Genomic DNA, 7,241 nt, shown 5'->3' on the forward strand with positions numbered 1-7,241 from the left:
AAGGTATTGCTCCAGGCCATTCCATTCCATTTGCCGGATCTTATTGAGCTGGGCTTCCGGATTTCCGGACAGCAATAAGAATATAGGCTTACGCTCCAGAACGATGGCCTGCAAAAAGGCAAGACATTCATCAAAGAGCAACAGCTTTAAAGGCAGACGTACATTTCTTTGTAAAAGATCAAAATTAAGTCTGTAGGTTTCTGGTATGGAAAATCTGGCAGCCGTTTGATCAAAAATTCCCTCATGTCCTTCTTTACTATAAGTTTCCTGCATAAACCGCACCACATCAGCTGCCGGCTGCTGTTCACTGTATTCTATAAACTGGGCAAATAAATAATAGACCTGTAATAAAAAATCCTTTTCAGGATAGAGTACATTGTCTAACTCGAAAACAAAGGCATCGTGCGCTTTGATGTAATTTTCAAACTTCATTAAGATATGGTAAATAAAATAGCTGTAGGGCTTTGGAGATCTTCGGGTATATAAAATACGCCATTCAATTTTTTTGACCTGCCGGTTTCTTCAATCAAGGCGTCTGGAGCAGGAGAATAAAGGAGTTCTCCTTTTATGAACAGTGCCCAGTTCTGCCCTTTCACAACATCTTCCTGGCTATGAAAGTATTTAGGAAGCTCGGTAAGTTCCGGTAACAATACCTGGATACCGAACTCGGAAAACAACAACGAGGCCTTAGCTACTGCCGCTACTTCGAATTCATGCAATGGCAGGATCATTTCAACCCCATGATCCAGACAGGCATTCAGCAAATTGTGCGCAATGGTTTCTTCGTTCTTTTCTCCAAGCGTAATGAACTGGTACTGGCCAGCTGAAAAGGCAGGGATATCACCATAATCAGCCAAAAGAACCTGATCATTCTGAAATGCTTTTACAATTTTATAGGATGGAGACGATTTGCCTCCGGTAATTAATACTTTCACGTGTTTTATATAATTAATCCGTCTTTCATGGTGACCACCCGGTCACTGATCCTGGCCAGACTTTCATTGTGTGTAACGATGACAAAGGTTTGATTGAAACTATCTCTCAGGGTGATAAAGAATTGGTGCAGTGCATCTGCATTTGCAGAATCCAGGTTTCCCGAAGGTTCATCGGCCAGAATGATTGCAGGATTATTGATCAGTGCTCTTGCGACTGCAATGCGCTGTTGTTCTCCACCGGAAAGTTGGCTGGGTTTATGGTCTGCCCTGTCTTTTAATCCCAGAAGGTCCAAAAGTTCTAATGCCCTGGCTTCTGCTTCCTTTTTACTTTTTTTGGCAATAAATGCCGGGATACAAATGTTTTCCAGGGCTGTAAATTCAGGCAGTAAGTGATGGAACTGAAAAACAAATCCAATATTCTGATTCCTGAAGATACTCAGCAGTTCTCCGGAAAGACCGTTAACTTTGGTGCCTTTTAGTTCTACTGTCCCCTGATCTGGCTGATCCAGTGTCCCAAGAATGTGCAGCAAGGTGCTCTTACCTGCTCCTGAGGCTCCAATAATACTTACAATTTCGCCTTTGTTGACTTCAAAATCTACTCCTTTTAGTATCGGTAAGTTTCCGTAAGATTTTTTTATACCAGTGGCTTTTAGCATAAATGCAAACTTAGTGTTTTTAAAACCAATCTGAAATTGTAGATTTGAGCAAATTTTTTCAGCAAATGAATATCCACGAATATCAAGGTAAAGAAATACTTAAAAGTTTTGGTGTAGCCGTACAAGAAGGCATTGTTGCCGATACGGTTGAGCAGGCTGTAGAAGCGGCTAAAAAAATGAAAACTGACTTCAATTCTGACTGGGTTGTGATTAAAGCACAGATCCACGCAGGAGGAAGAGGAAAAGGTGGTGGTGTTAAATTGGCCAAGAACCTTGACGAGGTTAAAGAAAGAGCTTCTGCAATTTTAGGCATGCAGCTGGTTACTCCTCAAACTGGTCCTGAAGGTAAAAAAGTGAATAAAATTTTAGTTGCACAGGATGTTTATTATCCAGGTGCTTCTGAGACTAAAGAATTTTATATCAGTGTGTTGTTGAACCGTGCAAGCGGAAGAAACATCATTATGTATTCTACTGAAGGCGGGATGGATATTGAAGAGGTTGCTGAGCATACCCCTCACCTGATTTTCAAAGAAGAGATTGATCCTAAAGTTGGATTACAGGCTTTCCAGGCAAGAAAGATTGCTTTTAACCTGGGTTTAAGCGGTGCTGCTTTTAAAGAAATGGTTAAATTCGTTTCTGCACTTTATAAAGCTTATGACAATACAGATTCTTCTATGTTTGAAATCAACCCGGTATTGAAAACTTCAGATGATAAAATCATTGCAGTTGATGCTAAAGTTGATTTAGACGAGAATGCTTTATTCCGCCACCCTGATTATGCAGCGATGCGTGATAAGCTGGAAGAAGACCCAACTGATGTTGAAGCGAGCGAGTCTAACTTAAACTATGTAAAACTAGACGGAAACGTTGGTTGTATGGTTAATGGTGCTGGTTTGGCTATGGCAACTATGGATATTATTAAAATTGCAGGTGGTGAGCCGGCTAACTTCCTGGATGTAGGTGGAACGGCCAATGCGCAAACTGTAAAAGCTGGTTTTAACATTATCTTAAAAGACCCTAATGTTAAAGCTATTCTGATCAACATTTTTGGTGGTATTGTAAGATGCGACCGTGTTGCTCAGGGTGTTATCGATGCGTATAAAGAAATCGGTAATGTTCCTGTTCCAATCATTTGCCGTTTACAGGGTACAAATGCTGTAGAGGCTAAACAACTGATTGATGATTCTGGTCTGAAAGTTTATTCGGCGATTGCACTAAAAGATGCAGCTGATCTTGTGACTAAAGTATTAGCGTAAACATTTCTAATTTCCATAATTGAAAGAGGCTGTTCAAAAGACAGCCTCTTTTTTTTGATAACATAGAAAATATGATGGCGAAAAAAATGACGTACCGGTAAAATAAAGAAGCCTCCAACAAATTGCCGGAGGCTTCTTAAAACCAAATATAAATTAAACGAGCATTACAAATATACAACAAAAAACAAATAATTCTAATTTTACACCCATAAAAATAAAATTTTTAATAAAAAATACACAACACACTATATATCAACCCTAAAAAACCAATAAATAAGTCTAAAATTTAGAAACAAAACGAATAATCACACAAATTATAGCTTCAAAAATCTTTAAAACACAACAAAATCAACAATTAACCAAAATAAATACCATTCCATCAAAACAAAAACAAATATTCAACGAAAAACACCAACAAAAACGCACTATTATTGATAAAAAATATAAAAAATACAAAAAACACCCAAAATCAACTTTAAAAATTCAGGACTGTAATTTTTAGAACTAATTCTGTAATTTTGACGCTCTTGTAAAAAAGACCATGATTAAAAGAGAAAAAATAAAAAACCTGCTGGACACTACCGAATTTAATAGAGAGGTAACTGTTATGGGTTGGGTGCGTACGTTTCGCAACAACCAGTTTATTGCACTGAATGACGGCTCATGTATGGGCAACGTTCAAATTGTAGTAGACTTTAATAATACGCCGGAAGAACTCTTGAAAAGGATTACGACCGGCGCAGCTATTGCAGTTCAGGGTACTGTTGTTGAATCTCTGGGCAAAGGTCAGAAGATTGACATTAAGGCCTCCTCTATTGAGATATTAGGAGATAGTGATCCTGAAAAATTCCCTTTACAACCTAAAAAACACAGCCTGGAGTTCCTTCGCGAAATCGCCCACTTAAGGTTCAGAACAAATACGTTTAATGCGGTATTTAAAGTACGTCATGCTTTAGCCTTTGCGATTCATCAGTTTTACAATGAGCGGGGTTTTGTATATATGCACACGCCGATCATCACCGCTTCTGATGCAGAGGGTGCAGGTGAGATGTTTAAGGTAACTACCCTTGATTTTGACAACACACCTCGTACAGAAGATGGTCAGGTGGATTATTCTGAAGATTTTTTTGCGCGTCCAACCAACTTAACTGTTTCCGGACAACTGGAAGGTGAACTTGCAGCAATGGCTTTTGGCCAGATCTATACTTTTGGACCTACTTTCCGGGCTGAAAACTCCAATACGACTCGTCACCTTGCTGAATTCTGGATGGTAGAACCGGAAGTGGCTTTTGCTGATCTGGAAGACAACATGACTTTGGCGGAGGATATGCTGAAATATGTGATCAGCTATGCTTTGGAAAACTGCAAAGATGAACTGGAATTCCTGAACAACCGCTTACTGGAAGAGGAGAAATCAAAGCCTCAGAATGAGAGAAGTGAATTGTCTTTACTGGAGAAGCTGAACTTCTGTTTGGGAAATGATTTTGAAAGGTTAACTTATACACAGGCTATAGCTATTCTAAAATCATCTAAACCGAACCAAAAGAAACAGTTTAAATACCTGATTGACGAATGGGGCGCAGATTTGCAATCGGAACATGAGCGTTACCTGGTAGAGAAACACTTTAAAAAACCGGTAATCCTAACAGATTATCCTGCTGATATTAAATCCTTCTACATGCGTCAGAATGAACCGGATGAGCAGGGAAGAAAGACTGTTGCTGCGATGGACATCTTGTTTCCAGGCATTGGAGAAATTATTGGTGGTTCTCAAAGGGAAGAACGCCTGGATAAGTTAACGCAGCGTATGGAGGATTTAAACATCCCTCAGGAAGAACTTTGGTGGTTCCTGGATACGCGCCGTTTTGGTACTGCTCCACACTCTGGTTTTGGTTTGGGCTTTGAGCGTTTAACTTTGTTTGTAACCGGCATGACCAATATCAGGGATGTAATTGCTTTCCCTCGTTTTCCGAACAACGCAGAATTTTAAGATACCTTTTATAATAAAAAAGCCCTGTTAATCATTAACAGGGCTTTTTTTGAAAGAATATTTCCTTAGTGTCCGTGATTCAGATTGTCTGAGTAAGAATTTGCATGCGCATAATCTATAGAAGACACCTTATAATCTGTAGGCGCAAAACTTGCTGATGTACTGAGCGCCATACCCAGTTCAAAACGAAGCGGGTAAGGGGTCTGTAACAAGCTGCCTTCCGGGATGTAAGGGAAGGTCTCGATATAAGACTGTGTCATGTTCTGTGCAATCCTTCTGTTGATGTAAGCACGTGTAAGCTGATATGGATGATGTAAGCCAGCGGCGCCCAATAATTCAACCGCACTGGCAACAGTAAGGCGATGAAAATTAAATACCCGTACCTTTTTATCATCGACCACCAAACCCTTCATCAGGCTGGGATCTTGTGTAGCTACACCGGTAGGACAAGTATTACTATTACATTCCAATGCCTGGATACAACCCAGAGCAAACATCATGGCTCTTGCAGCATTACACATGTCTGCACCCAATGCAATATTCTTGACCAGATCAAAACCGGAAGCCACTTTACCTGAGGCAATGATCTTAATGTGTTTTTTAATTCCGAAACCAGTTAACACGTCATACACGAAAGCAACACCTTCTCTCAATGGCATCCCCACTGCATTAGAGAACTCTTGCGGTGAAGCGCCTGTACCACCTTCTCCCCCATCTACAGTGATAAAATCAGGATAGGTATTCGTTTCTATCATGGCTTTACAGATGGCGAAGAATTCACTTTTACGGCCTATACATAGTTTAAAGCCGACCGGTTTACCTCCAGAAAGGTCACGAAGCTTTTTAATAAAAGCAATCATTTCCATTGGCGTGGTAAATGCCGAATGTCCCGGAGGGGAAATCACATCAAAACCTTCTTTAACCAGCCTGATCCTGGAAATCTCCGGTGTTACTTTTTTAGCCGGAAGGATACCTCCATGCCCGGGTTTTGCACCCTGGGAAAGTTTTATTTCGATCATTTTGACCTGCTCCAGCTTAGAGCGCTCGGCAAAGGCATCAAAGTTAAACGTTCCGTCGTGATGACGGCAACCAAAATAACCTGTTCCAATCTGCCAGATCAGATCTCCTCCTGGGTTCAGGTGATAATCACTGATCCCCCCTTCACCTGTGTTATGGGCAAAATTGCCCATTTTTGCACCGCCATTGAGGGCCATGATGGCATTCTGGCTTAATGAGCCAAAGCTCATTGCCGAAACGTTATATATACTGGCGGAATAAGGCTGTGCGCAGTCCGGACCGCCAACCAATACCCGCGGATCTTCATTCAGTTCGTGATGGCTGATGGCCGATATGCTATGGCTCAGCCATTCATACCCATTTTCATACACATCAAGCTGGGTACCAAATGGGATGGTATCGTTTTCTTTTTTTGCGCGTTGATAGATCAAAGATCGGTTTAACCTGCTGAATGGCTTTCCATTCGTATCACTCTCTACAAAATATTGATATACTTTAGGGCGTAGATCCTCCATGAGATATCTTAAATGGCCCAATACAGGATAGTTCCTTACGATACTGTGTTTAGGCTGGTACAAATCATACACGCCGAGGATTACAATTGGCCCTACAAAAATAAAGGCCCAGAAAAACGGGGGCCAGGCCAAACCTGTCATCACTGTGGCGGTGACCAGGAATGCAGCAATTGCGATAAATGCTTTTCTCATATGATCAAAATACTAAAATAACCCCAATAGTACGAGATTTCTCAAGATACAGACGAAAGTTTTTCATATTTTTACATATGCTAATCAAAATTTATCCGGAAAATCCGAACCCCAAAGCTATAGAGCAGGCGGTAGAAGTTTTAAGAAAAGGCGGGTTGATCATCTATCCTACTGATACAGTGTATGGATTGGGATGTGACATCACCAATCAAAAAGCAATAGAACGGATTTGTCATTTAAGAGGCATAAAACCAGACAAGGCAAATTTTTCTTTTATCTGCTCTGATTTACGGCACATTTCTGATTACATCAAACCAATTGACACCACTACTTTCCGGGTATTGAAAAAGGCCTTACCAGGCCCTTATACTTTTATTCTGAATGCCAATAATAATGTACCAAAATTATTAAGTTCTAAAAAGAAAACGGTGGGTATAAGGGTACCGGACAATGCCATTGCGCAGGAAATTGTAAGACAGCTGGGCAATCCGATCATCTCTGCTTCCATCAAGGATGACGATGAGCTGATCGAATATTCTACAGATCCTGAACTGATCCATGAGAAATATGAAGATACGGTTGACCTGGTGATTGATGGAGGCTATGGAGACAATGAGCCTTCTACGGTCATCGACTGTACCTCGGGCGATTTCGAGGTGATCAGGGAGGGAAAAGGAAGT

The 7,241-nt window shown here is 40.7% G+C and carries 7 protein-coding genes; 3 read left to right on the forward strand and 4 right to left on the reverse strand.

The annotated features are described in order from the left end of the window. From VNZ46_RS01795 to VNZ46_RS01805, 3 genes are all read right to left on the reverse strand, one after another. The coding region (locus VNZ46_RS01795) for a haloacid dehalogenase (protein WP_325558356.1) at positions 1 to 432 on the reverse strand (432 nt) is incomplete at its 3' end. Continuing rightward, positions 432 to 935, reverse strand: coding sequence for a hypothetical protein (locus VNZ46_RS01800; protein ID WP_325558357.1), 504 nt, complete (start codon positions 933 to 935; stop codon positions 432 to 434). The genes VNZ46_RS01795 and VNZ46_RS01800, both read right to left, overlap by 1 nt. Positions 936 to 940: 5 nt before the next feature. Next, complete coding sequence (locus VNZ46_RS01805) at positions 941 to 1,591, reverse strand: ABC transporter ATP-binding protein (protein WP_316837069.1); 651 nt, start codon at positions 1,589 to 1,591, stop codon at positions 941 to 943. A gap of 65 nt (positions 1,592 to 1,656) precedes the next feature. Here VNZ46_RS01805 and sucC point away from each other — a divergent pair, with 65 nt between their 5' ends. Further along, positions 1,657 to 2,847 carry an ADP-forming succinate--CoA ligase subunit beta gene (gene sucC / locus VNZ46_RS01810; protein ID WP_133780405.1) on the forward strand — a complete coding sequence of 397 codons (1,191 nt, stop codon included), beginning with the start codon at positions 1,657 to 1,659 and terminating at the stop codon, positions 2,845 to 2,847. Positions 2,848 to 3,388: 541 nt separating this feature from the next. After that, on the forward strand, positions 3,389 to 4,837 hold the full coding sequence (asnS, locus tag VNZ46_RS01815; RefSeq protein ID WP_108550772.1) for an asparagine--tRNA ligase: 1,449 nt from the start codon (positions 3,389 to 3,391) through the stop codon (positions 4,835 to 4,837). Positions 4,838 to 4,902: 65 nt separating this feature from the next. On the opposite strand, the gene VNZ46_RS01820 is transcribed toward asnS, so the two are convergent. Then, positions 4,903 to 6,561 (reverse strand): FMN-binding glutamate synthase family protein, encoded by a 1,659-nt coding sequence (locus VNZ46_RS01820; protein WP_325558358.1) that lies wholly within the window; start codon positions 6,559 to 6,561, stop codon positions 4,903 to 4,905. Between the two features lie 77 nt (positions 6,562 to 6,638). Here VNZ46_RS01820 and VNZ46_RS01825 point away from each other — a divergent pair. Then, positions 6,639 to 7,241 (forward strand): L-threonylcarbamoyladenylate synthase (locus tag VNZ46_RS01825; RefSeq protein WP_325558359.1); only part of this gene is annotated, 603 nt, incomplete at its 3' end.

The organism is Pedobacter sp. (assembly GCF_035566355.1).
GTDB lineage: Bacteria > Bacteroidota > Bacteroidia > Sphingobacteriales > Sphingobacteriaceae > Pedobacter.